Origin of the sequence: Streptomyces sp. NPDC060366, from assembly GCF_042725135.1 — a bacterium.
GTDB lineage: Bacteria > Actinomycetota > Actinomycetes > Streptomycetales > Streptomycetaceae > Streptomyces.
Genome location: NZ_JBHXDC010000008.1, coordinates 261,608 through 282,142, shown reverse-complemented (window position 1 = coordinate 282,142; position 20,535 = coordinate 261,608). Strand labels below are relative to the sequence as shown.

22 protein-coding genes are annotated in these 20,535 nt (G+C 71.4%); 12 read left to right on the top strand and 10 right to left on the bottom strand.

The window, feature by feature from the left end:
* Positions 1-30: 30 nt before the first annotated feature.
* On the bottom strand, positions 31-1,530 hold the full coding sequence (locus tag ACFWHU_RS21670) for an LVIVD repeat-containing protein (protein ID WP_385792382.1): 1,500 nt from the start codon (positions 1,528-1,530) through the stop codon (positions 31-33).
* 153 nt (positions 1,531-1,683) lie between these two features.
* On the opposite strand from ACFWHU_RS21670, the gene ACFWHU_RS21665 reads away from it, so the two are divergent.
* Positions 1,684-2,397: a DUF305 domain-containing protein gene (locus ACFWHU_RS21665; protein ID WP_387226446.1), complete on the top strand. Its 714-nt coding sequence runs from the start codon at positions 1,684-1,686 to the stop codon at positions 2,395-2,397.
* 42 nt (positions 2,398-2,439) lie between these two features.
* Here ACFWHU_RS21665 and ACFWHU_RS21660 read toward each other — a convergent pair whose 3' ends face one another.
* Positions 2,440-3,126 (bottom strand): DUF6214 family protein, encoded by a 687-nt coding sequence (locus ACFWHU_RS21660; RefSeq protein WP_387226444.1) that lies wholly within the window; start codon positions 3,124-3,126, stop codon positions 2,440-2,442.
* 225 nt (positions 3,127-3,351) lie between these two features.
* Between ACFWHU_RS21660 and ACFWHU_RS21655 the strand changes: the two genes are divergently transcribed.
* From ACFWHU_RS21655 to ACFWHU_RS21635, 5 genes are all read left to right on the top strand, one after another.
* Positions 3,352-4,785 (top strand): FAD-dependent oxidoreductase, encoded by a 1,434-nt coding sequence (locus tag ACFWHU_RS21655; RefSeq protein WP_387226442.1) that lies wholly within the window; start codon positions 3,352-3,354, stop codon positions 4,783-4,785.
* A gap of 250 nt (positions 4,786-5,035) precedes the next feature.
* Positions 5,036-5,950, top strand: coding sequence for an aldo/keto reductase (locus ACFWHU_RS21650; RefSeq protein WP_387226440.1), 915 nt, complete (start codon positions 5,036-5,038; stop codon positions 5,948-5,950).
* A gap of 202 nt (positions 5,951-6,152) precedes the next feature.
* Positions 6,153-6,827 carry a uracil-DNA glycosylase gene (locus ACFWHU_RS21645; protein ID WP_359990038.1) on the top strand — a complete coding sequence of 225 codons (675 nt, stop codon included), beginning with the start codon at positions 6,153-6,155 and terminating at the stop codon, positions 6,825-6,827.
* Positions 6,824-7,828, top strand: a complete 1,005-nt coding sequence (locus ACFWHU_RS21640) for an N-acetylglucosamine kinase (protein WP_387226438.1) — start codon at positions 6,824-6,826, stop codon at positions 7,826-7,828. Before ACFWHU_RS21645 ends, ACFWHU_RS21640 begins: the two co-directional genes overlap by 4 nt.
* Before the next feature lie 95 nt (positions 7,829-7,923).
* A complete protein-coding gene (locus tag ACFWHU_RS21635; RefSeq protein WP_385792388.1) occupies positions 7,924-8,844 on the top strand; it encodes a sirohydrochlorin chelatase in 921 nt (306 codons plus the stop codon).
* 96 nt (positions 8,845-8,940) lie between these two features.
* Here the strand turns inward: ACFWHU_RS21635 and ACFWHU_RS21630 are convergent, their stop codons facing one another.
* On the bottom strand, positions 8,941-10,038 hold the full coding sequence (locus tag ACFWHU_RS21630) for a lactonase family protein (RefSeq protein ID WP_387226435.1): 1,098 nt from the start codon (positions 10,036-10,038) through the stop codon (positions 8,941-8,943).
* A 188-nt stretch (positions 10,039-10,226) separates the two neighbouring features.
* A complete protein-coding gene (locus ACFWHU_RS21625; protein WP_387226433.1) occupies positions 10,227-11,156 on the bottom strand; it encodes an SDR family oxidoreductase in 930 nt (309 codons plus the stop codon).
* A 129-nt stretch (positions 11,157-11,285) separates the two neighbouring features.
* Between ACFWHU_RS21625 and ACFWHU_RS21620 the strand changes: the two genes are divergently transcribed.
* Entirely contained in the window at positions 11,286-11,966 is a 681-nt protein-coding gene (locus tag ACFWHU_RS21620; protein ID WP_385792391.1) for a TetR family transcriptional regulator, read from the top strand.
* Here ACFWHU_RS21620 and ACFWHU_RS21615 read toward each other — a convergent pair.
* The gene (locus ACFWHU_RS21615; protein WP_385792392.1) at positions 11,958-12,251 is read right to left on the bottom strand and encodes a putative quinol monooxygenase; all 294 of its coding nucleotides are present in this window, start codon (positions 12,249-12,251) and stop codon (positions 11,958-11,960) included. The genes ACFWHU_RS21620 and ACFWHU_RS21615 overlap by 9 nt on opposite strands.
* A gap of 160 nt (positions 12,252-12,411) precedes the next feature.
* Here ACFWHU_RS21615 and ACFWHU_RS21610 point away from each other — a divergent pair, with 160 nt between their 5' ends.
* Positions 12,412-13,119 carry an HAD family hydrolase gene (locus tag ACFWHU_RS21610; protein ID WP_387226430.1) on the top strand — a complete coding sequence of 236 codons (708 nt, stop codon included), beginning with the start codon at positions 12,412-12,414 and terminating at the stop codon, positions 13,117-13,119.
* Here ACFWHU_RS21610 and ACFWHU_RS21605 read toward each other — a convergent pair.
* Both ACFWHU_RS21605 and ACFWHU_RS21600 read right to left on the bottom strand, forming a co-directional pair.
* The gene (locus ACFWHU_RS21605; protein WP_387226428.1) at positions 13,064-14,251 is read right to left on the bottom strand and encodes a sensor histidine kinase; all 1,188 of its coding nucleotides are present in this window, start codon (positions 14,249-14,251) and stop codon (positions 13,064-13,066) included. The genes ACFWHU_RS21610 and ACFWHU_RS21605 overlap by 56 nt on opposite strands.
* Positions 14,252-14,384: 133 nt before the next feature.
* The gene (locus ACFWHU_RS21600; protein ID WP_387226426.1) at positions 14,385-15,038 is read right to left on the bottom strand and encodes a response regulator transcription factor; all 654 of its coding nucleotides are present in this window, start codon (positions 15,036-15,038) and stop codon (positions 14,385-14,387) included.
* Between the two features lie 88 nt (positions 15,039-15,126).
* On the opposite strand from ACFWHU_RS21600, the gene ACFWHU_RS21595 reads away from it, so the two are divergent.
* The 4 genes from ACFWHU_RS21595 to ACFWHU_RS21580 are packed head-to-tail and all read left to right on the top strand — an operon-like array spanning position 15,127 to position 18,957.
* Positions 15,127-15,681, top strand: a complete 555-nt coding sequence (locus ACFWHU_RS21595) for a hypothetical protein (RefSeq protein WP_385792396.1) — start codon at positions 15,127-15,129, stop codon at positions 15,679-15,681.
* A complete protein-coding gene (locus ACFWHU_RS21590; RefSeq protein WP_387226423.1) occupies positions 15,678-16,964 on the top strand; it encodes a peptidoglycan-binding protein in 1,287 nt (428 codons plus the stop codon). The genes ACFWHU_RS21595 and ACFWHU_RS21590 overlap by 4 nt, the downstream gene beginning before the upstream one ends.
* A complete protein-coding gene (locus ACFWHU_RS21585; RefSeq protein ID WP_387226421.1) occupies positions 16,961-17,725 on the top strand; it encodes an ABC transporter ATP-binding protein in 765 nt (254 codons plus the stop codon). The genes ACFWHU_RS21590 and ACFWHU_RS21585 overlap by 4 nt, the downstream gene beginning before the upstream one ends.
* The gene (locus ACFWHU_RS21580) at positions 17,722-18,957 is read left to right on the top strand and encodes an ABC transporter permease (RefSeq protein WP_387226418.1); all 1,236 of its coding nucleotides are present in this window, start codon (positions 17,722-17,724) and stop codon (positions 18,955-18,957) included. Before ACFWHU_RS21585 ends, ACFWHU_RS21580 begins: the two co-directional genes overlap by 4 nt.
* 73 nt (positions 18,958-19,030) lie before the next feature.
* On the opposite strand, the gene ACFWHU_RS21575 is transcribed toward ACFWHU_RS21580, so the two are convergent.
* Genes ACFWHU_RS21575 through ACFWHU_RS21565 form a run of 3 tightly spaced genes read right to left on the bottom strand, consistent with a single transcriptional unit; the run spans position 19,031 to position 20,442 of the window.
* The gene (locus ACFWHU_RS21575) at positions 19,031-19,510 is read right to left on the bottom strand and encodes an SRPBCC family protein (protein WP_387226416.1); all 480 of its coding nucleotides are present in this window, start codon (positions 19,508-19,510) and stop codon (positions 19,031-19,033) included.
* Positions 19,507-19,914, bottom strand: coding sequence for an ArsR/SmtB family transcription factor (locus tag ACFWHU_RS21570; RefSeq protein ID WP_387226414.1), 408 nt, complete (start codon positions 19,912-19,914; stop codon positions 19,507-19,509). Before ACFWHU_RS21570 ends, ACFWHU_RS21575 begins: the two co-directional genes overlap by 4 nt.
* A 51-nt stretch (positions 19,915-19,965) precedes the next feature.
* Positions 19,966-20,442, bottom strand: coding sequence for a VOC family protein (locus ACFWHU_RS21565; protein ID WP_385792402.1), 477 nt, complete (start codon positions 20,440-20,442; stop codon positions 19,966-19,968).
* Between the last annotated feature and the right edge of the window lie 93 nt (positions 20,443-20,535).

Sequence of the window (20,535 nt, the reverse complement as noted above, 5' to 3'; positions counted from 1 at the left end):
GCCGGCCGCCTCGGCGACCGGCCGCGCCGGTCAGTTGCGGAAGTCCTCGAAGTAGTCGGGCTGCGTCTGGACGTTGAGCTCGTCCATCTTCACCCTCTTCGCCTCGTCGGTCCGGCGGTCGTCGAGCTTGATGACGTCCAGACCCTTGGCGATGTCGTTCGAGTAGATGTAGCCGTTGTAGTAGTACGCGGACCACGGGCCGGCCGTGGTGACCTGGTCGAGGGTGACCGGGCCGCGCTCGAAGTAGCCGATCTCCTTCGGCTTCGACGAGTCGGTGAAGTCCCAGACCGAGATGCCGCCCTGGTACCAGGCCTGGACCATGATGTCCTTGCCCTTGACCGGGATCAGCGATCCGTTGTGCGCCACGCACACCTCGGAGTCCGCCTGCGGACGGTCGATCTTGAAGTAGCTCTTGAACTTCAGCGTCCGCTTGTCGCCCTTGCCGAGGATGTCGTAGATGCCGTCGGCGCCGCGCTTCGGGCCGATCTCCTCGTTGCAGGTGGCCGCGCCGCCGCCGCCGAGCTCGTCGGTGAAGACGACCTTGTTGGCGCGCTGGTTGAAGGTGGCCGAGTGCCAGAAGGCGAAGTTGACGTTGTCCTGGACGCGGTCGATGATCCGCGGCTTCTCCGGGTCCTTGATGTCGAACAGGATGCCGTCACCCATGCAGGCACCGGCGGCGACGTCCTTGGACGGGAGCACCGTGATGTCGTGGCAGCCGGTGGTCGCCGAGACGCCCGGGTTGGTGGGCGCGCCGGGGTTTCCGCCGTCCGGGAAGAGGACCGGGAAGTCGACGATCTTCGAATTCTCGGGCGCCTTGCGGGGCACCTTGATGATGCTGATGCCGTCGTGCGGCGGCTGGCAGTCCGGGAACGTGGCGCTGGGCGAGTACGAGGAGACGTACACGTACACGTTCTTGCGCTCCGGCACCAGCGTGTGCGTGTGCGAACCACACGCGGTCTCGATGGCCGCGACGTACTCGGGGTTCCGCTTGTCGCTGATGTCGAAGATCTTCATGCCCTCCCAGGAGGACTTCTCCGTCGCCGGCTGCGAGACGCTGGAGCAGGAGTTGTCACTGCGTGAGGCGTCCGTCGACAGGAAGAGCAGGTCGCCCGAGACGGAGATGTCGTTCTGGCCACCGGGGCACAGGACCTGCGCGACGGTCTTGGGCTTCGACGGCTTGCTGATGTCGAAGATCCGGAAGCCGTCGTAGTTGCCTGAGAAGGCGTACTTCCCCTGGAAGGCGATGTCCGAGTTGGTCCCCTTCAGGTGGTCCTTGGGGACGTTCGCGACATGGCTCATGTTGTCGCTGTGGATGATCTCGTCCACACCGGGTATGTCGTTGTTCTCGATGGCCTTCTTGGCCTCGGCCTGCTGGCTCTTGGAGGTCTCCTCCTTGGCCGGCTTGTCACCGGGGTCCGGTGTGGCGACCGCCGGTCCGGCGGCCAGCAGAGTGGCGAAGAGCCCGGCGGCAGCGGCTGCTGCCACGCCCAGACGTCTACGCCGCACGCGCGTGGTGTGCAACGAAGTCACTGCGTCCTCCCTTGTATCCGTTCTGAGTTGAACGGCTTACGGACCTGGGCAGTATCGTCCTTCTCATGTACATCACAACAGATGGAAACCGAGATGTAATGAAAGTTTTCGATCACTCGTGTCCGTAGGCGTGTTAGGAAAGTCCCTAACCAGATGCCCGATACACGTCAAGCACCCCAGGAGGTCACCGTGTTGATCCGGACCAGGAGTCCGCGTGTCCTCCGGCCTGTCGTGGCTGCCGCGGCCGTCGTCGCCCTACTCGCCCTGGGCGCCTGCGACTCGGGGGACGACGACGCGAAGAGTGAGACCAAGAGCGGGGCCACGGGGCAGATCGTCGCTCCGGGCAAGCCCGGTGAGAAGTCCAGGACCCTCTCCCCGGAGGAGGCGGCGAAGGAACTCCCGGACAACACTCCCAACTCGTCCGACTACGGTTACGCAACGATGATGATCACGCATCACAGCCAGGCGCTGGTGATGACCGAACTCGCCCCGGACCGCGCCGGATCCGGCCAGGTGAAGCGGCTCGCCGAGCGCATCAACGCGTCGCAGAAGCCCGAGATCGGCGCCATGGAGGGCTGGCTGAAGCTCAACGGCGGCGAGGAGAAGGCGAAGAAGGAGGGCGGCCACGACCACGGCGCGATGGACATGCCGGGCATGGCCACCGAGGCCCAGTTGGCGAAGTTGCGCGCCGCGAAGGGCAAGGCGTTCGACGACCTCTTCATCAGCCTGATGATCACGCACCACCAGGGTGCGGTCACGATGGCGACCGACGCCCTCTCGGCGGGCAACAACGTCCAGCTCGAAGAGATGGCGAGCGATGTGATCGCGCAGCAGACGTCCGAGATCAACCGGATGCGCTCGCTGTAGGAAGCGTCCGGAGTCGACCCCGGGCCAGGGGGGCGCGGGGCTTCAGCGACGGCGGTGACGCGGTGCCAGATATCCGTCGTCGCGGGCACTCGCGATCAGGCTGAGCGACTTGCGGCGCCCGTACCCCGTCGCGCACATCACCACGAGGACCGGGTCCTGGCCCAACTGCTGCGCCCTGCGGTACGTCGCCGCCACGCCGCGCCGGTCCGCGCGGTCGGACGACGCGGAGTCGTCGGCGCGGTGGCGGCCGACGGGCGCGGGTTCCTCTTCCGGGAGAAGCCGTACGCCGGTGTCCGGGGAGCCGCCCTCGTACTCGTAGCCCTCGTCCTCCGCCATCACGGCGACGGCCGCCTCCTGCGTACGACGCGATGTGGCGTCGGCCGGCGCCGGGCCCGGCGTCCGGTCACCGTCGGTGAGCGGTGCGGTCTCCACACGGTGCTGTCCCGCCACCACCCGGTGGGCGTACGCGAGCGGCGCCTCGATCCAGGCACCGAGCTCGGTCAGATCGTCCAGCGGCAGAGGCGGGTCGGCCTGCGCGCCCTCGACGGCGATCACGCCGTCCCGCAGGACCGCGAGCACGTCGACACGGGCCCCGTCGGCGAATGTCAGCCGGATGTCGACCCAGGGCGGCACCAGCGCGTCCGGCGGAAGTTCGCAGCGGCCACCCGGCGGCGTGTCGCAGTTGACGGTTCCATACCCCTGCACCTCCCACCGGGGCCAGACAGGCATCGCGGGCTGACCGGCGGAAGTATTCTCAAGTTCTGACACATTCACCACTTAATCAGGCAATTCTCCCTTATCGTCGTGGTAGACACGCCTCGGCCCGCATCGCACTCGGTCAGCGCACTGCCGTGCCGCCACCGGCAGCGCTTCTTGAAAAGGCGACGGCGCCGCTCCTCCCCCGCTCCACCAACCGGTGCGATGCTGGAAGCCTCTCGCCGGAAGGAGTGCGCCGTGCTGCGCATCGCCGTCGTCGGATCGGGCCCCAGCGGGGTCTACACCGCCCAGGCCCTCGTCCAGCAGCCGCTGGTCCCCGGCATCCTCGTGGATGTCCTGGACCGGCTCCCCGCCCCGTACGGACTCGTGCGCTACGGCGTCGCACCGGACCACGAGAAGATCAAGTCGCTCCAGAACACGCTGCGTTCGGTGCTGGAGCACGACCGTGTCCGCTTCCTGGGCAACGTGGAGATCGGCGCGCGCGGCCTCACGCCCGAGCGGCTCCTGGGTCTCTACCACGCGGTCGTCTACTGCGTCGGCGCCGCCCGGGACCGCCGGCTCGGCATCCCCGGCGAGGAACTGGCGGGCAGCCATTCGGCGACCGACTTCGTCTCCTGGTACAGCGCGCACCCCGACGCCGCGCCGGCCGGCTTCGGGCTCGGCGCGCGCTCGGTCGTGGTGATCGGCGTGGGCAACGTCGCGGTCGACGTGGCGCGTGTCCTGGCCCGTGGCGCGGAGGACTTCCGGCCGACGGATGTACCGCACCCGGCGCTCGGCGCGCTGGCCGGGAGCGCGGTCCGGGACGTGCACATGGTGGGCAGACGGGGTCCGTCGCAGGCGAAGTTCACCACCAAGGAGCTTCGTGAACTGGGCGCGCTGCCCTCGGCGGAGGTACGGGTGGAGCCCGCGGATCTGGCGCTCGACCCGGCGTACGCCCCGGTCCCGTCCACGGCCCCGGCCCCGGCCCCGGTCACCGGTGCGGTCCGGCCGGGGCGGGCTTCGGCGCCGTCCGCCCATCCGCTCGCCGCCGTCAACAGGCGCAACATCGAGGTCGTACGCGGCTGGGCCGCGATGCCCGACCAGGGCCGGGCGCGCCGTATCCACCTGCGGTTCTTCCTGCGGCCGGTGGAACTGCTCGGGACCGAGGGACGGGTGACGGCCGTACGGTTCGAGCGCACCGCGCCGGACGGGTCGGGGGCGGTGCGCGGCACCGGGAGCTACGAGGAGATCGAGGCGGGGCTCGTACTGCGGGCGGTCGGCTACCGGGGGGTGCCGCTCGCGGGGCTGCCGTTCGACGAGACGTCGGGCACGGTGCCGCATCTGGCGGGCCGGGTGCTGCGGGACGCGGTGGCATCGCCGGGCGAGTACGTGGCGGGCTGGATCAAGCGCGGCCCGACTGGCGTGATTGGCACCAATCGCGCCTGCGCGAAGGAGACGGTCGTCTCGCTCCTCGCGGACGCGCCGCGGCTGTCCGGGCGCCGGATCGTGCGGGACCCGGTCGACGCGCTCCGGGCGGCCGGGCACCACCCGGTCGAGTGGCCGGGCTGGCTGGCGATCGAGGATGCGGAGGCGGCGCTCGGAGCGTCGCTGGGACGGCGGTCGGTGAAGATCCCTGACTGGGAGGGCCTGCTGGCAGCGGCGCGCGGGGCGGACGGGCCGTCTCGTACATAGCGGGGGGGGGGCGGCACGGCGGGCGGTTCCCCGGCGCGCTCTCCCCTACTCCCGTGCTCCCCTACTCCCGTACGAGAACGGTGAAAGCGACCGGCCCGCAGCCGCCGAAATGTTAAGATGACTCATCGTTCCAGCCTCCCTTGGCACGGATTTCCGAGCCGCGGGGAGGCTTTTTGCGTGCCCGCAGCCGGCTCCCGCCCGGCCGGGCCGGCCTCCTGAGCACCTTCGTTCCCATCCTCAGAGGAGATCCATGTCAGATACGCGTGCGCGTCCCGCGACGGCCGCCGGTACCTGGAAGCTGGGTGACCTGAGCGTCAACCGCCTCGGATTCGGGGCGATGCGTCTCACCGGCGGCACTCCCTTCGGACCGGCCGGCGGGGCGAGCGACCGCGAGCGGTCCGTCGCCGTCCTGCGGCGCGCCGTGGAACTCGGCGTGAACCACATCGACACCGCCGCGTTCTACTTCTCCCCGACGCGCTCCGCCAACGAGCTGATCAACCGGGCGCTCGCGCCGTACCCCGACGACCTGGTCATCACCACCAAGGTCTGGCCGGGCCGGGACCCGTCGGGCGAGTTCTGGTGGGCCGAGCCGGAGCAGTTGCGCGGCCAGGTGGAGGAGAACCTGCGTCAACTCGGCCGTGACCACCTGGACGTGGTGAATCTGCGTCTCCCGCCGAGCCGGGGGGACGGCTCGCTCGCCGATCACTTCGGCGTGCTGTCCGATCTGCGCGACGCCGGGCTCGTCCGCCATCTCGGCGTCTCCAACGTGACCTCCGCGCATCTGGCCGAGGCCCGGTCCATCGCGCCGGTCGTCTGTGTGCAGAACGCCTACAGCGTCGACGCGCCGGGGACGGAGCAGGAACTCCTGCGGGAGTGCGGTGAACTCGGTATCGCCTTCGTACCGTTCTTCGCGATCGCGGGCGGCCGGCGCGAGCAGGGCGCGGGCGCCGCCGACGACGAGGCGGTGCTCACCGTCGCCCGCGCGCACGGCGTCTCGCCCGCGCAGATCCGGCTGGCCTGGACCCTGGAACAGGGTCCGCACGTACTGGCCATCCCCGGCACCGGCGATCCGGACCATCTCGCCGAGAACGTGGCGGCCGGCGCGATCCGCCTGTCGGCCGAGGAGATCGCGCTCCTCGGCTCCGTCCGCCGAGACGTCGGGTAGACGGACCCGCCGGACCTCGGCGTGGGCGGGGGCGGGGCCCTGGAGCCCCGCCCCCAGGCTTCGCGACCGCAACCGCGAGCACATCCGCTCCGGGGTGGTGCCGCGCGAAGCGCTGTGCGCGAACCGGCACGGACGGCGCGGGCCGTGGTCCTTGGCCGGTTCGTTGATCGCGAAGCCCGACGGCCCATTAGAGTGACGCCCCGTGGCACGTGAACTCAAAGAAATCGTCGAGTCCGGATGGGCCGACGCCCTCGCCCCTGTCGCCCAACGCATCACCGCGATGGGCGACTTCCTCCGCGCGGAGATCGCCGCCGGACGCACCTATCTGCCCGCCGGGCCGAATGTGCTGCGCGCCTTTCAGCAGCCGTTCGACGAGGTGCGCGTCCTGATCGTCGGCCAGGATCCGTATCCCACTCCGGGACACGCGGTGGGGCTGAGCTTCTCGGTCGCGCCCGACGTGCGGCCGGTGCCGGGGAGTCTGGACAACATCTTCCGGGAGATGCACGCGGACATCGGTGCTCCCCGGCCGTCCAACGGGGATCTGACGCCGTGGACCCGGCAGGGTGTGCTGCTGCTCAACAGGGCGCTCACCACCGCTCCCCGTAAACCGGCGGCGCATCGGGGCAAGGGCTGGGAAGAGGTCACCGAGCAGGCCATCCGGGCACTGGTCGCCCGGAACAAGCCGCTGGTGTCCATCCTGTGGGGGCGGGACGCCCGCAATCTGCGTCCGCTCCTCGGGCAGCTGCCCGCGATCGAGTCGTCGCACCCCTCCCCCATGTCGGCGGACCGGGGCTTCTTCGGCTCGCGTCCGTTCAGCCGTGCCAACGAACTCCTCGTCCAGCAGGGCGCTCAGCCCGTCGAGTGGCAACTCCCGTGAGCCGGATCCTCGGTGTGGACTCGGGCGGGTCCGGTCTGCGGATCGCTCTCGGATCGGCGGGCCCGGCCTCGGACGCATCGGCGGACGGTGAAGCGTCGGTCCGGACGATCGGCACCGCCGTGTCCACCGAGCCGGTCCGCACCGGCCCTTCGGGCATCGACCCCGCTCATCTGCTGGAGCAGTTGCTGCCCGCCGTGGAGACACTGCTCGCGCGGGCGGGCGCGGAGGCGCCGGAGGCCGTCGCGATCGGCGCCGCCGGCATGGCGACGCTCGGCGACGGGCTCCGCGCGGAGCTGCCCGCCGCACTGGAAAGCGCCCTGGGGGTAAGGCGGTTGGCGCTCGCCGCCGACGCCGTCACCGCCTACGCGGGGGCGCTCGGCCAGCGGCCGGGCGCCGTCGTCGCCGCCGGTACGGGCATGATCGCGCTCGGCACCGATCTGATCACCTGGCAGCGCGCGGACGGCTGGGGACACCTCCTCGGCGACTGCGGCGGCGGTGCCTGGATCGGCCGGGCGGGGCTGGAGGCGGCGATGCGCGCGTACGACGGGCGGCGCGGCGGTTCGGCCGCACTGCTGTCCCGGATGGAAGCCGTGTTCGGCCCCGCGCCGGAAATGCCGGGGCTCGTCTATCCGCGTACCGACCGGCCCGCCGTGCTCGCCTCCTTCGCCCCCGAGGTGGCCCGCTGCGCACTCCACGACCCGGTCGCCGCGGAGATCGTCAACGAGGCGGCGAGGCATGTCGCGGACGCGGCCGTCGCGGTGTGTCCGCAGGTCGAGGGGTGCGAAGTCGCCCTGACGGGTGGGCTGTTCAAGATGGGTGACCCGCTGCTCGTACCGCTGCGCGCCGAGTTGGCCGACCGGCTGCCGCGGGCCCGGACGGTGTCGGCCGAGGGCGATCCGCTGACGGGCGCGCTGCGGATCGCCGCGGCCCTCGCGACCGGATCGCTCCGACTGCCGCGCGACGAGCGACTGTTGACCGTCCCGACAGAGCGGGACGAATAAGAGTTAAGCAGCATATCGAAAAAATATGGACAGATAACACACGACCGGACCCTCCCCGAACAGCCGACCCCACAAAACCAGTAGCATTCGGCGCCATGAGCTCCCCCACTGGGCCGGCACCCGGCCTGCCTGTACGAATGCCCCGACCTCGACAGTCGGGGCGGCACCGTCGACCCGAACCCGTGGCGGCGCCCGAGGGCGCGCCCGCGCTCGTGCTCGCCATGCCCGGCGACCCGAGCCCCGAGGTGCGGAGCCTCGGCGAGGAGGTCGTCAGCATCGCCCGCTCCGAACTGCCGGGCCTCGACGCCCGCATCGGCTATCTGGACGGCGACGACGACGAGTACCCCGCGCTGGGCACCGTCCTGGCCCACGCCGCCGAGCAGCGTGTCGAGCGCTACGAGCTGGCGAAGGCGGCCGGCCGTGAGGTCAACGAGCCCGAGGGCATCTCGGCGGTTGTCGTGCCGCTGCTCGCGGGTCCCGACAACTCCCTGGTAAGGCGCATACGTCAGGCCGTTGTGGACAGCAAGGCCGTGGCGGAGATGACCGATGTCCTCGGTCCGCACCCGCTGCTCGCCGAGGCACTCCACGTGCGTCTGTCGGAGGCCGGCCTGGCCCGCGCCGACCGGGCGAGGCTCTTCACGGTGGCCACGGCCGCCGACGGCATCATCCTCGCCACGGTGGGCGGCGACGAGGCCGTCCAGGCCGCGGGAATCACCGGAATGCTGCTCGCCGCGCGCCTCGCCGTGCCGGTGATGGCGGCGGCGCTCGACGACGAGGGCGCGGTCGCGGCCATCGCCGAGCAGCTGCGCGACTCCGGTTCGACGCAGCTCGCGCTCGCGCCGTACCTGATCGGACCCGAGCTGCCCGGGGGCCTGCTCGACGTCGCGCTCAAGGAGGCCGACTGCGCCGCGTCGGAGCCGCTCGGCGCGTACCCGGCCGTCGGCAAGCTCGTTCTGTCGCAGTACACGAGCGCGCTGGGCATCTCGGCACAGACGCAAGGGTCGCCGGCGCACTGACCGGTTCGGCCTCGTGCGCCGGACGGGCTGTCGGCCCGTCCGGCGCGACCCGTTCGCCGGATCGGTCGCGTAACCCGGTGAGCTTCGTGTGCGGCCTCAGCCGAAGATCACGCAGGAGGCGGCGGGCGCCTCGAACGAGCCCGCACGCGACGGCACACCGGTCGCCGGATCGATGTCGAACCAGGTCACGTCCCCGGAGTGCTCGTTCGACACATAGAGCCTGCGCCCCGCCGGGTCCAGCGTGAGGTCGCGCGGCCAGCGTCCGCCGCAGTCCACGGTGGTGACCAGGACGGGCCTCTCGCGGCTCTCGTCGAGCCTCAGGACGGCGATGCTGTCGTGTCCGCGTACGGCGGCCCAGAGGTACCCGCCGTCGTGCGAGACGACGATCTCGGAGGCGTAGCTCCCCTCCTCGGCGCCGTCCGGGAGGACGGGTGCCTCGCCGACCGGCTCCAGCGCGCCCTTGTCGGCGTCCCAGCGGCAGACCGTGAGCGTCGGCTCCAGTTCGTTGAGCACGTACACGTGGGTGCCCGCCGGGTGGAAGGCGAGATGGCGCGGTCCCGTGCCGGGGCGCAGCACGGTCTCGCCGTGCGGTGTGATGTCGCCGCTGTCGGGGTCGACGGCGCTCGTCCGTACGGAGTCGGTGCCCAGGTCGACGGCGAGCAGCCAGCGTCCGCCGGGGTCGGGGAGCACCTGGTGCGCGTGCGGGCCTTCCTGCCGGTCGGGGTGGGGTCCGCTCCCCTCGTGCTGGAGGATTCCGGCGGCGGCGCCGAGGGTGCCGTCGGCGCGGACGGGCAGGGCGGTGACGCTGCCGGAGCCGTAGTTGGCGGTCACCAGGTGGCCGGCGGCGAGGGTGAGATGGGTGGGGCCCGATCCGCAGACCGCCACCGGCTCCCCCATCAGCCGCGGTGCGGACGTACCGCCGGACGCGCGGGGCGTGACCTCGAAGGCGGCGGCCGCGCCCTCCTCGCCCTCGGAGACGGCGTAGAGCACCGAGCCGTCGGGCGCGATCGTCAGGTAGGAGGGGTCCGCCAGGGCGTCGGTGGCGCCGAGTTCCGTCAGGGCGCCGGTGTCCGGGTCCACGGTGGCGGCGATGATGCCGCGACCGCCCGCCGAGGTGAACGACCCGATGAAGGCCCGCTTGTCGGCCCGTCCCTCTGTCCGCCCGTCGGTCCGCCCGTCGCTCGTGCCGTCCACTGGCTGTCCCCTGTCGCTCGATCGCTCCGTGCCTCCGCGCGTGGTGTGTTCGCCACGCTCGCGGCTCTGTCCTTCGGCCGACGGTAGCAGGGGGTCTAGACCAACCGGCCGCGTCGGGCACTGCCGCGTGAACTACCCACCCCGGCGGCCGGTTCACCCTTTTGGACGAGCCGGAAGCACATCACCGCTCAGACGGCGTGCGTGGGGAGCGCGACGCCGGTGAGACGTTCGGACTCGGCCCACAGCCGCGCGTTGAGGGCGTCGTCGAGCGCCCTGCGGGTCGTGCGTGCCGTGGTGGTGGGGCCGACGAGGCCGAAGCGTCCGCCGGGGCCGTAGTAGCCGGCGGCCACCGCGTCGGGGCTGGTGGCGGCGTACAGCAGGGGTTCGGTGCCCTGGTCCACCTCCTGCGAGGGCAGGAAGTCGAGCTTGGTGAGCAGACGCGTGATGGTCGTCCTGCCGGTGCCGAGGCTCGCGCCCGCCGTCTGGAGATTGGTACGGGTGTAGCCGGGGTGCGCGCCGGTGCTCAGCAGGTTCCAGCCGCGCTCGGCGGAGATACGCGCGAGCTGCCTGGTGAGGATGAGGTCGGCGAGCTTGGACTGCGCGTAGGAGCGGTTGGCGCTGTAGCGCCGGCTATTCCACTGGAGGTCGGCGAAGTCGATCCGGCCGTAGTTGGCGGTGCCGCTGCTCATGGTCGCCACGCGCGGGGACTCGGCGGCGAGCAGGAGCGGGAGGAGCCGTACGGTCAGGGCGAACGGGCCGAGGAAGTTGCTGCCCATCTGGAGCTCGAAGCCGTCGACCGTCTCCAGCCGGGAGGGCGGGGCCATCACTCCCGCGTTGTTGACCAGCAGGTCGATCGGGGTGCCGTCGGCGATGAGCCCGTCGGCGAACTCCTGGACGGACGCCAGATCTGCGAGGTCGACACGGCGCACGTCGAGGCGGGCGTGCGGGTGCCGCGCCAGGATCTCGTCGCGGGCCCGCTCACCCTTGGCGACCGTACGGACAGCCATGACGACGCGCGCCCCGGCGTCGGCGAGACGGCGGACGGCCTCCTTGCCGGTGCCGCTGTTGGCGCCGGTGACGACGGCGTATTTACCGGTCTGGTCGGGGACGGTGTACATGGCGACTCCTTCGGATGACATTCGGGAACAGTGCACGGCGGCCGTAGAAGACCGTCGGTCTCTTGCACTTCCGAAGCTAGCAGACCGCCGGTCCGATAACAACAGACCGCAGGTCTGTAGACTCGTGCCATGGCACACACCTTCCAGCGCGCACGCAATGAGGAGCAGCGCGCCCAGCGCCGACAGGCGATCCTCGACACGACGGCCTCGATGCTGACCGAGATGCCGGTGGCACAGGTGAGCCTCAACGAGCTGAGCCGCCGGGTCGGGCTGGCCAAGTCGAACGTCCTGCGCTACTTCGAGTCCCGGGAGGCCGTACTCCTCGAACTGCTCGACGTGGCGTGCAGGGAGTGGCTGGAGCATCTGGAGGGCGCGCTCGCCTCGGGCGTCGACGCCGGCGCCCCGCTGCCCGAGCGCGGGGACCAGGTGGCGGCCGTGGTCGCCGGCTCACTGGGGGACCGCCCTGTCCTGTGCGACCTGACCAGCTCCCAGGCGGCGGTCCTGGAGCGCAATGTCTCGCCGGCCGTCGCGGCCGATTTCAAACGCACCGCGATCGCGAACGTCGGCGCGCTGGCCGGGTCGGTACGCGCCCGTGTGCCCGAACTCGGCGAGGAGGACGCGCTGCGGTTCGCCGCCCTCTGCGTCATGACGACGGGCTCGATATGGACGCACACCCAGCCGTCGGCGGCGATGCTGGCGGCCTACGAGGCGGACCCGTCGCTGGCGGCGCTGCGGATCGAATTCACCGCGACGCTGCGGGAGGTGCTGGAGGTCGTGCTCTCGGGGCTGCTGGCACGCGCGTCACGGTGAGAGCGGGCCCGGGGCGCCGATCTCGTACTGCCTGATCTCCATGCTGAGCACGACCGGGGACGGCTGTGACTCCCGTGCCGTCCTGGCCAGATGAGCCGCCAGATGCTCCGGTGACTCCCACCGTTCGTACACGTTCACGCGCCCCGGCTCGACGGGGTCGGCGGCCACCACGTAGTCGAGACAGCCGGGTTCGGACCGCGCCCGCGTCTGGGCCGCCTCGAAGCCCGCGAGGAACGCCTCACGGCTCTCCGGATCGACGTATCCCTTGCCTGCGACGATCAGCATCTCGGGGCCTCCGTGATATCCGGGGATCTCTCAAGAGCGGTGCCTGGACCGCTCGCATTGTCCCGCGCGCGGACCCGGCCGCGTACGCGGGGGCCGCGCCGGACGACGTCCGCCGGACGCCCCGGCGCGGTGGGTGGTGGGGCTTGGCATGCTGGGGACCATGAGCACCGCGCGTACCGACTCCGTTCCCCGCGTCATCTTCGATCTCGACGGCACCCTCGTGGACAGCGAGCCGAACTACTACGAGGCGGGGCGGCGGCTGCTCGCCCGGCACGGGGTGCCCGACTTCAGCTGGGAGCACCACACCCGGTACATCGGCATCAGTACCCGGGAGACGCTGGAGGCGCTGCGCGCGGAGTACGGGATCGACGCGCCGGTCGACGAGCTGCTGACCGCCAAGAACCACCTCTATCTGGAGCTGGCGCGCGCCTCGACCGAGGTCTTTCCCGAGATGCGGAAGTTCGTGGAGCGGCTGCACGCGCGAGGGGTGCCCATGGCAGTGGCGTCCGGCTCGTCCCGCGCCGCCATCGAGGCCGTGCTCGGCGGCACGGGGCTGGACCCCTACTTCACCCTCGTCGTCTCGGCCGAGGAGGTCCCGCACGGCAAGCCCGCACCCGACGTCTTCCTGGAGGCCGCGCGGCGCCTCGGCGCGGATCCGGCCGACTGCGTGGTGCTGGAGGACGCGGCGCCGGGCGTGGCGGCGGCGCGTGCTGCGGGTATGCGGTGCGTCGCCGTGCCGTACGTGCCGGACACGGCCGACGATCCGGCGTTCCACGGGGCGGAGCTGCTTTTCGCGCGCGGGCAGAGCGAGTTCACGGCGCGGGCGGCCGAGGCCTGGCTGAGCGGGACGGAGCGGGACCCCCGGTAGCCGCCCCGGTCCGGGAGCCGGCTCCTCGCGGGCCGCGCACTCCCGGCCGGCCGCGCTCGGGGAATGCCACCGCGATGTCGAGCCCGCCCTCCGGTCCCGGCACGGCCGTCACCTCCGCACCGTGCGCGGTGGCGACCGCGGCCACGATGGACAGGCCGAGCCCGAGACCGTCCGGGCCGCCGGGCCGGGACTCATGGCGCTGGAAGGGCTGGAAGAGCGTCTCGACACGGTCGGGCGGGATCGTCGGCCCGCTGTTGACGACACGGAGCACCGGCCGCCCGCCCTGCGTACCGGTGGACACCCGCACCCACCCGGTGGCCCCGGTGCCGGCGTCGACGTTGTGGCGCAGCGCGTTGTCGACGAGGTTGGTGACCAGTCGCTCCACCAGCCGTGGATCGCCCGATGTCCAGGCCGGTGCGAGTGACCGCTCGATCCGTACGCCCTCGGCCTCCTCGGGGTTCGCGACCCGCAGCGCCTCGGCGACGACGGGCGCGAGATCGGTCGGCCGCCGTCGCTCCAGGCCGCGTTGGCCGCGGGCCAGCGTGAGCAGTGCCTCGATGAGGCGTTCCTGCTGCTCCCCCGCCGCCAGCACTCTCTCGCACACGGCGCGCAGCGATCGCGCGTCTGCCGCCGGGTTGGACAACGCGACCTCGATCAGGGCGCGTTGGAGGGTGAGCGGGGTGCGCAGCTCGTGCGAGGCGTTGGCGACGAAGCGCTTCTGCGCGTCGAAGGCGCTGTCGAGGCGGGCGAGCAGACTGTCGAACGTGTCGCCGAGATCCTTGAGTTCGTCGGCGGGGCCGGTGACGGCGAGCCGTTCGTGCAGGTTGCGTTCGGAGATTCGGCGGGCCTTCTCGGTCATGGTCCGCACGGGGCGCAGTACACGGCCGGCGGTGAGCCAGCCGAGTGCGACGGAGACGGCGGACATCAACGCGAGGGCGACGCCGGACTGGACGAGCAACTGGTGCAGTGTCGCCTCCCGTTGGCGGTCGGCGTGCTTCCTCATGGCCTGACGCATGGCCTCGCCGTCCACGGGGAGCCCACCCTCGGGGCCGCTGCCGATGAGGAAGAGCCGGGGCTTGGAGCCGTTCGCCACGAGGAAGTACGTGATGGCGAGGAGCGCGGCCCCCGACACGAGGAAGAGCGCGCCGTAGAGAAGGGTGAGACGGAGCCGGGCCGTCCACCGGATACGGACGAACGGCGGGCGTGGCCAACGGACTTGACCGGGTCGCCGGACTCGTAGCGGGCGCCACGGTCGGCGCGCCCGCTCAGATGCGGTAACCGGCATGGGGCACCGTTTCGATCACCGGCGGTTCGCCCAGCTTGCGGCGCAGTCTGCTGACCGTGACCTTGACCGTGTTGGTGAAGGGGTCCGCCGCGTGGTCCCACGCACGCTCCAGGAGCTGTTCGGCGGAGACGACGCCGCCCTCGGCCGCCAGGAGCAGTTCGAGTACGGCGAGTTCCTTGGGCGACAGTTCGAGTCGCCGTCCGCCGCGCCGCGCGATGCGCCGGGTCGAGTCCAGCGAGAGATCGCCGTGTACGAGGACGGGGGGTACGGCCGGCTGGGCGCGGCGCGCCAACGCCCTTATCCGCGCTATCAGTTCGGCGAAGGCGAACGGTTTGGGCAGATAGTCGTCGGCGCCGATGCCGAGACCGTCGACCCGGTCCTCGATGGTGGCCGACGCGGTGAGCATCAGTACGCGGGCGTGGGCACCCGCCGCCACCAGGGCACGACACACGTCGTCGCCATGGAGGCCGGGCAGGTCGCGATCGAGCACGACGACGTCGTACTCGTACACAGCCGTCATGTCGAGCGCGTGCGGCCCGTCGTGGGCGAGATCGACGGCCATGCCGTCCTGCCGCAGGCCGGCGCCCACGGTCTCCGCCAGTTCCCGGTGGTCCTCGACGATCAGTACGCGCATGTCACACAGCATGCAGGACCAGGGGTTACAGCGACATAACAGCGTGCGTTCCCGCCGTGTAACCGGCCGGTCGGTAGTTCTTGGCGGCATGACCCATTCGTACAGGCGCAAGAGTGCGCGCATCCTTCCCCTCGTCCCGCTGCTGCTCGCCGGAGTACTCCTCACCGGCTGCTCCGACGACGGCTCGTCCTCGGCGGCCGAGGGTGGCTCCAAGCCGGACGCCTCCCCCACCAGTCCCGAGGAGCGGACTCTCGCGTACGCCGAGTGCATGCGTGAGAACGGGGTTTCGAAGTTTCCGGATCCCGGCGAGGGCGGTGGCATCAGGCTCGATCCCAGCAGCGGCGTGGACCCCGAGTCCCCGGAGTTCAAGAAGGCGCAGGAGGCCTGCGTGGAGCTGTCCCCGCAGGGCACGGGCGGCGGTGGTGGCACGCTCGACTCCACCAAGGTCGCCGCGTGGGCCGACTGCATACGGGAGAACGGCGTACCGGACTTCACCGACCCGAAGATCAACGGCGGTTCGATGGAGATCACCATGGCCGCGGGGAGCGACCCGGACGATTCCGTCTTCCAGAAGGCCATGGACAGCTGCCGCGACAAGTTCCCCGGTGGCGGCGTCATGATGAGGCGGGGCGGCGGCTCATGACCTCCGAGCGACCGGCCGACGGCACGCCGTCCGACGTCTCTGCCGACATCCCGTCCCACACCCCGCCCGCCCCCACGGCGGACGCCTCCTCGACCGACATCTCCTCGGGGGGCTCGCCGGAGGAGCATCGCGGCCCCCGGCGCCGTCCGCTGCGCGCCTCGCTCATCACCTTGGCCGCGCTGACGGTGGTCGCCGCCGGCGGCATCGGCGCGACGGGCGTACTGGGCGGCGACGGCGGCGAGTCCGCCGAGGCCGCCCCCTCCAGTCCCGCGAAATCGGCCACGGTGGAGAAGACCACGCTCACCCGCGGCGAGACCGTGGACGGCGCGCTCGGATACGGGGAGGCGACGACCGTACGGGCCCCGGCCACCGGAGGAGGTTCCGGAGCGCGGGGGGCCACGGCCGGCGGCGCCGACAGCGACGCCGGCTCGGGCTCCGGCACCGGCACCTTGACCTGGCTGCCGGACGTGGGCGACGAGATCGAGCGCGGCGAGAGCGTCTACAGCGCCGACGAGCGGAAGTCGGTTCTGCTGTACGGCTCCACGCCGCTGTACCGCACGCTCGACGTCGGCTCCGAGGGCAAGGACGTCCTGATGCTGGAGCGCAACCTCGCCGCGCTCGGCCACACCGGCTTCACGGTGGACGAGGAGTACACCGGCTCGACCGCCGACGCCGTACGGGCCTGGCAGGAGGACCTCGGAAGGGAGGAGACCGGCGAGGTGACACCCGGCGACGCGGTGGTGGCACCCGGCGCCCGGCGAGTCTCCGATGTCGGGGCCTCGCGGGGTGGCGCCCTCTCCGGTGACGTCCTCACCTGGACCGGCACCGGGCGCGTGGTCACCGTCGATCTGGAGGTGCGGTTCGAGGGGCTCGTCAAGGACGGCACGAAGGCCACGGTCACGCTCCCCGACGGGACCGCGGTCATGGCCAAGGTGACGGACATCGGCGCCGCGGCCACCGCCGCACCCTCGGACGGGGGTGAGGACAAGAGCGCCGAGGACGCCACGCTTCCGGTCGAACTGACCGTCAAGGACCAGAAGAAACTCGGGCGTTATCAGGCGGCGCCGGTCGATGTGACGCTCGCCGCGGAGAGCCGCGCGGACGTACTCGCCGTGCCCGTCGGCGCGCTGATCGCCCGTCAGGGCGGCGGCTACGCCGTGCAGGCGATCACGGACGACGGCGTCGAGAACCGCCCGGTCGAGCTGGGCCTGTTCGCGGACGGCCTGGTCGAGGTCTCCGGTTCGGGCATCACCGAGGGTCTGCGCGTGGGGGTGCCCGGGTGACGCCTACACCGACCCGGCCTGTTGTCGAACTGACCGGGGTCTCCAAGACGTACGGAGAGGTCGCCGCGCTCGCGGACGCCGATCTGACCGTCATGCGCGGGGAGTTGCTCGGGATCGTCGGTCCGTCCGGCTCCGGCAAGTCCACCCTGCTGAACATCATGGGCACGCTGGCCCGCCCGACGACAGGCACGGTACGTATCGACGGCCACGCCGTGGACGAGCTGTCCGACCGTGAACTGTCCGCGCTGCGCGCCCAGTCCATCGGGTTCGTGTTCCAGTCCTTCCATCTCGCCCCCGGCGTACCGGCGTTGGACTCCGTCGCGGACGGCCTGCTCTACAGCGGCAGTTCGCGCGGCGAACGGCGTGGGCAGGCCGAACGCGCCCTGCGCCGGGTGGGTCTCGGGCACCGGCTGTACAACGAGCCGCACCAGTTGTCCGGTGGTGAGAAGCAACGGGTGGCGATCGCCCGCGCGGTGCTGGGGGATCCGCCGCTGCTGCTCGCGGACGAGCCGACCGGCGCCTTGGACTCGGCGTCCGGAGCGGTGGTGATGGAGCTGCTGCACGAGTTGCACCGGGCCGGTACGACGATCGTGGTCATCACCCACGACCGGGACATCGCCGGCTCGCTCCCGCGTGCGGTACGGCTCAAGGACGGCCGGATCACGCCCGATTCGGCCGCGCGCACGAGCGCGGACACGAACGCGGACCTGAACAGGAACGCGTACACGACCGCCCGGGCACAACGAGGGGTCGGCGTATGAGCACGGCCACGGCGTCACCGCCGCGCCCCGCGCCGCCGGCCCGCCCGCGTCCCGCCCGGCTCGGTCCCGCCGATGTCGTACGGGTCGGTGGGTCGGGGCTGCGCTCACGCCCGATGAGGGTGTTCCTCTCCGCGCTCGGCATCGCCATCGGGATCGCGGCGATGATCGGCGTCGTGGGCATCTCCACCTCCAGTCAGGAGGAGTTGAACCGGAGGATGGCGGCGCTCGGCACCAATCTGCTCACCGTCGCACCGGGCCAGTCCTTCGGCGGCGACCAGGCGTCCCTGCCCGACGAGGCGGTCGGGATGATCGCGGCGACCGACGGTGTGGAGTCGGTCTCGGCCGTCGGCCGGACCGGTGCGGCCGTCTACCGGACCGACCACATCCCGGAGGAACAGACCGGCGGCATCGGCGTGTTCGCCGCCCGTATCGATCTGACGAAGACGGTACGGATGGACGTCGTCGACGGCCGCTGGCTCAACGCGGCCAACGACCGGTACCCGTCGACGGTGCTCGGCGCCAGGGCGGCCCGTCAGCTCGGTGTCCTGGAGGCGGGCCCGGAGTCCCAAGTCTGGCTGGGAGAGCGGTGGTTCACCGTCGTGGGGCTGCTGGCACCCAACGAGCTGGCGCCGGAGCTGGACGCCGCCGCCCTCGTGGGCTGGCCTGCGGCGGAGGACGTCCTCGGGTTCGACGGCCATCCGACGACCGTCTACACCCGGGCACAGGAGGCGGCCGTCGGTGACGTACAGAGCGTGCTCGGCGCCACGGCCAATCCGCGGAGGCCGAACGAGGTGGAGGTCTCCCGGCCGTCCGACGCGCTGGCCGCGAAGCAGGCCACGGACGACACGCTCTCCGGTCTGCTGCTGGGTCTCGGCGCGGTGGCGCTGCTGGTCGGTGGCGTCGGGGTGGCCAACACCATGGTGATCTCCGTGCTGGAGCGCAGGGCCGAGATCGGGCTGCGGCGGTCGCTGGGCGCGACGCGGGGACAGATCCGTACGCAGTTCCTCTGCGAGTCGCTGCTGCTGTCCGCGCTGGGCGGGGTCGGCGGGGTCCTGCTGGGCATCGGCGTCACGACCGGATACGCGGGGTATCAGGGCTGGCCGACGGTCGTACCGCTGTGGGCGATGGCCGGCGGAGTGGCGGCGACGCTGCTGATCGGCGGCCTGGCGGGCTTCTACCCCGCCGTACGCGCCGCGCGCCTGCCGCCGACCGAGGCGCTGGCGGCTGCCTGAACCACCGCGAACGGGGGCTCGGTCGCCGGACGGACCGCGGGTGCGGCCCGTCCGGCGATCGACGAAGGGCCGGTCATCGCGCCGGCGCGTCCGTACGGGTCAGATACGCGCCCAGCGCGCCGAGCCAGTCGCCGGTGCCCTGTTCGCGCCACTCCGGCTTCTCGTGGCCGTCGAGGAAGCTGCCCTGCTCGGTGAGGACCAGGCGGGTGCCGTCGCCGTCCGGCTCGAACTCCACGGTGGTGAGCGAGGCGGTCGCCAGGGTCTCCCCCGCGTGCAGGGTGGAGCCGTACACGACCCGCTCGTCCACGACGATGTCGTGGTAGACGGACTCGAACGTCATGAGGGTGCCGTCCGGGTGCCTGCCCCGGTTGATCTCCCGGCCGCCGATCCGGAAGTCCAGCTCGTGCATGGGCTCCGGGCCCGCGAACCAACCGGCCTTGGCCTCGGGGTCCGCCCAGGCGGCGAACACGCGGGCGGGCGGCGCGGCGTAGACGCGCTCGATGGTGAACGTGGCGTGGGTGACGGTGTGGTCCGTCACGGGTCGGTCGGTCATGGTGTGCTCCCTCGATCTGTGGGTCCTCGATCTGCCGGCTCCCGCAGTCGCTCCTGCTGCTGCTCCTGCTTCTGTTCCTGTTCCTGTTCCGACAGGTGGTCGCCGAGGCGGTCCAGACGGTGCTCCCAGTCGGTGCGCTGCCGCCCGATCCAGTCCTCGGCCGTCCGCAGCCCGGCCGGCTCGATGTGGCAGGTGCGGACCCGGCCGGTCTTCTCGGACCGGACCAGCGCGCACGCTTCGAGCACCTGGAGGTGCTGCATCACTGCGGGCAGCGACATCTCAAGAGGCCGCGCCAGTTGGCTGACGGAGAGCGGGCCACTGATCAGCCGCTCGACGATCTCCCGCCGGGTCCGGTCCGCCAGCGCGTGGAACACCGCGTCCAACGAGCCTTCATAGTTAGGCATGTACTTAACTATGAAGCTCCGGACGCCAACAGTCAAGGGATCACTTAAGTATCAGCCGGTTCCGTCGGCGGCGGCCGTCAGTCCGGCGATGTCGATCTTCTTCATGCCGAACATGGCCTTCATCGCCCGCTGACCGCGCTCCGGGTCCGGTCCGTTCAGCAGCTCGGTCATCCCGGTCGGCGCGACCTGCCAGGACAGTCCGTACTTGTCCTTCAGCCAGCCGCAGGGGCCCTCCTCGCCACCCTCGGTGAGCTTCGTCCAGTAGTAGTCGATCTCGTCCTGGTCGGCGCACTCGATCAGGAACGAGATGGCCTCGTCGAAGGTGAACTGCGGGCCGCCGTTGATTCCGATGTAGGACTGGCCGTCGAGCTCGTACTCCACGGTCAGCACCGTGCCGGCCTTCCCGGGTCCGGCCTCGCCGTAGTGGGTGATGGCCGTGATCCTGGAGTTCGGGAAGATCCCGACGTAGAACTCGGCGGCCTCCTCGGCCTGGGTGTCGAACCAGAGGTTGGGCGTGGTCTTCGGCATCGCTGTCTCCCGGTGTCGGCGGCTTCTTCTGCCTCTCCCCTTCTGACTGTCGCACCGCCCGAAACTCATCGCAGTGGAGACGGGGGACCCGGA

Excerpts from the sequence above, each read along its gene's own strand:
- ACFWHU_RS21615 (WP_385792392.1), bottom strand. The coding sequence starts at position 12,251 with ATGCTGATCGTCGCAGGCAAGGGATACGTCGATCCGGAGAGCCGTGAG.
- ACFWHU_RS21665 (WP_387226446.1), top strand. The coding sequence starts at position 1,684 with ATGCCCGATACACGTCAAGCACCCCAGGAGGTCACCGTGTTGATCCGG.
- ACFWHU_RS21600 (WP_387226426.1), bottom strand. The coding sequence starts at position 15,038 with ATGCGCGTACTGATCGTCGAGGACCACCGGGAACTGGCGGAGACCGTG.
- ACFWHU_RS21650 (WP_387226440.1), top strand. The coding sequence starts at position 5,036 with ATGTCAGATACGCGTGCGCGTCCCGCGACGGCCGCCGGTACCTGGAAG.
- ACFWHU_RS21660 (WP_387226444.1), bottom strand. The coding sequence starts at position 3,126 with ATGCCTGTCTGGCCCCGGTGGGAGGTGCAGGGGTATGGAACCGTCAAC.
- ACFWHU_RS21570 (WP_387226414.1), bottom strand. The coding sequence starts at position 19,914 with ATGCCTAACTATGAAGGCTCGTTGGACGCGGTGTTCCACGCGCTGGCG.
- ACFWHU_RS21575 (WP_387226416.1), bottom strand. The coding sequence starts at position 19,510 with ATGACCGACCGACCCGTGACGGACCACACCGTCACCCACGCCACGTTC.
- ACFWHU_RS21590 (WP_387226423.1), top strand. The coding sequence starts at position 15,678 with ATGACCTCCGAGCGACCGGCCGACGGCACGCCGTCCGACGTCTCTGCC.
- ACFWHU_RS21625 (WP_387226433.1), bottom strand. The coding sequence starts at position 11,156 with ATGTACACCGTCCCCGACCAGACCGGTAAATACGCCGTCGTCACCGGC.
- ACFWHU_RS21610 (WP_387226430.1), top strand. The coding sequence starts at position 12,412 with ATGAGCACCGCGCGTACCGACTCCGTTCCCCGCGTCATCTTCGATCTC.
- ACFWHU_RS21565 (WP_385792402.1), bottom strand. The coding sequence starts at position 20,442 with ATGCCGAAGACCACGCCCAACCTCTGGTTCGACACCCAGGCCGAGGAG.
- ACFWHU_RS21620 (WP_385792391.1), top strand. The coding sequence starts at position 11,286 with ATGGCACACACCTTCCAGCGCGCACGCAATGAGGAGCAGCGCGCCCAG.
- ACFWHU_RS21635 (WP_385792388.1), top strand. The coding sequence starts at position 7,924 with ATGAGCTCCCCCACTGGGCCGGCACCCGGCCTGCCTGTACGAATGCCC.
- ACFWHU_RS21580 (WP_387226418.1), top strand. The coding sequence starts at position 17,722 with ATGAGCACGGCCACGGCGTCACCGCCGCGCCCCGCGCCGCCGGCCCGC.
- ACFWHU_RS21595 (WP_385792396.1), top strand. The coding sequence starts at position 15,127 with ATGACCCATTCGTACAGGCGCAAGAGTGCGCGCATCCTTCCCCTCGTC.